This window comes from Salinibacterium sp., assembly GCF_031364185.1.
In the GTDB taxonomy this organism is placed as follows: Bacteria; Actinomycetota; Actinomycetes; order Actinomycetales; family Microbacteriaceae; genus Rhodoglobus.
This window is the reverse complement of sequence record NZ_JANLVV010000173.1, coordinates 1-2,089: the sequence shown is the minus strand read 5'-3', so window position 1 is coordinate 2,089 and position 2,089 is coordinate 1. Positions and strand designations below refer to the sequence as shown.

The window sequence follows — 2,089 nt, the reverse complement described above, 5'->3', positions numbered from 1 at the left end:
CCCGGCGACGCTGCTCGCGCTGTACTACCGCTCGCAGGTCGACCTGCTCATCCTGCACAGCAAGCGTGAGATCGCCGCGTTCCGTTCGCTCGCGGAGCACTGGGGGATCGAGCAGGATTTCGGGCTCGCCACCCTGCCCTTCCTCGCTCGGTCGCGCCGCTCCGCGGTGGGCGGCGACGACATCGTCTTCGCGGCGCAGGCCAAGGTGCCGCGGTCGCTGATCGACCGAGAACAGCTGGTCGGCTGGCTGGTCGAGACCGCGCGGCAGCAGCCCGAGCGTCGCGTGGTGCTCAAGCTGAGAGCCGCAGCCGGTGAGACCCAGACCCACGCGGAGCGGTATCCCCTGGATGAGATTCTCGCCAGGGTGCCGGACGTCCCCGACAATCTGGTGGTGTCCACCGGTTCGATGCCGGCCCATCTCGAGCGGGCCGCCGCACTGGTGACGGTGAGTTCGACCGCCGCACTCGAGGCCGCCGCGATGGGCGTTCCCGTGCTCGTCCTGGATGATTTCGGTGTATCCGAGTCCATGATCAATCTGGTGTTCGACGACAGCGGGCTGCTCGGAAGTTCGGATGACCTGATCGCGGGGCGCTACCGCAACCCCGATGCGGGATGGCTTGACGAGAACTACTTCCACGAGGCATCCGGCGACACCTGGATTTCGGCCATCGAAGCCGGGGTGAGACGTCGCGACCAGGCCGACCTGCCGCTGCGGCCGCAGTTCAGGGGCACTCTCGGCGGAAACGTGCGGCGGGTGTGGGATCGCAAGCGGGCGCTGGGTCGGTACGACCGCAGTCTTGGCGGCTACCTCGCGCTGGCCGTGGGGATGCCACTTCGAGGAGCCGTGCGTCGGGCGCGGGCAATCCGCGCGAGGGTCGTTGGGCCGAAACCCGTCGAGGTGCGGCGAACGCAGCGCGTCGAGGCGGTCGACGGAGACCGCGTGGGCCGGTAGCTCCACAACATCCCGGCGACGTGATCGTGCGCGAAGCATCCCGCACTAAGTGATGTATAATTACATCATGCAACGCACGCAAATCTCACTGACCGACGAGGATCGGAGCGTCCTCGATGCGGAGGCTGCACGGACCGGTCGATCGATCTCTGCGCTGATCCGTGATGCTGTCGCAGGGACCTACGGTTTCCGCAGGGATGCCGAGCAGGATGTGCAGGCGATTGATCTCGCTTTGGGTGCCTGGCACGATCGAAAGATCGACGGCGAGACGTATGTCGAGGGCATTCGCTCCGGTGATCGGCTCCGTCAGACAACCGCGCGATGAGTGCCCTCGTCGACACCTCGGTGCTTGTCGATGTGCTCCGCGGAGAGGTCGCCGCCGCTGAAGTCCTTCGAAACGCGCGGATGGTCGGTCCGCTACACGCGAGCGAGGTGACCCGGCTGGAAGTGCTGGCGGGCATGCGACCTCGGGAGGAAGCCGCCACTCGCGCCCTGCTCGCGGTTTTCACCTGGCACCCCCTGGACGATCGGGTCGCCGAGGTCGCCGGCGGCCACGGACGGCGGTGGCTCCCGAGCAACCGCGGCATCGATTCTGCGGATCTCGCAATCGCGGCGACTGCGGTGCTGCTCGACGCTGCGCTGCTCACCCGGAACATCAAGCACTTCCCGATGTTCAGCGGGCTGTCCGCGCCATACTGAGCCCGAATCTTCCCAACGCAGAACTTCATGATCGGATCGCCGCTGCGCGACGAGTTCCTCGCGGCCCGTTTCTATAACCAGGCGACTACAAAGACAGACCGTCTTGCGGATGCGCTCGCCCGGGTCGCTGCCGGGAACGACAGTTTTGGCATCCTGCGTCGTCATGATGCTGTTGTCGGCATGGGGTTTCTCGTCGACCGCGGTTCACCCCTGACCCTGCATTGGCGCACGGTTCTGCGAGTCATGGCCCGATCCGAGCATTCAGGGGAGCGGTACCGGTACGGTGCTGATGCGCGGCCTCCACGCGGTGGCCGCGGACCTCGGCTTGGAACAGCTCCAGCTCACTACCCGAGATGGGCACCACTTTGAAGCGTTCTACGAGCGATTCGGGTACACGGTCGTGGGGCGCCATCCCGGTGCTGTCCGTGTCGCTCACGG

At 66.3% G+C, this 2,089-nt stretch carries 4 protein-coding genes; all 4 read left to right on the top strand.

The genetic code is table 11. The features are described from left to right. Positions 1–952, top strand: a 952-nt coding sequence (locus RMN95_RS07810; RefSeq protein ID WP_397545265.1) for a DUF6716 putative glycosyltransferase, incomplete at its 5' end; no start/stop codon positions are given. 67 nt (positions 953–1,019) lie between these two features. Next, complete coding sequence (locus tag RMN95_RS07805) at positions 1,020–1,277, top strand: CopG family transcriptional regulator (RefSeq protein ID WP_309616373.1); 258 nt, start codon at positions 1,020–1,022, stop codon at positions 1,275–1,277. Beyond that, positions 1,274–1,651 carry a type II toxin-antitoxin system VapC family toxin gene (locus RMN95_RS07800; protein WP_309616372.1) on the top strand — a complete coding sequence of 126 codons (378 nt, stop codon included), beginning with the start codon at positions 1,274–1,276 and terminating at the stop codon, positions 1,649–1,651. The genes RMN95_RS07805 and RMN95_RS07800 overlap by 4 nt, the downstream gene beginning before the upstream one ends. Positions 1,652–1,940: 289 nt before the next feature. Further along, on the top strand, positions 1,941–2,089 hold a 149-nt coding region (locus RMN95_RS17130), incomplete at its 3' end, for a hypothetical protein (protein ID WP_397545266.1).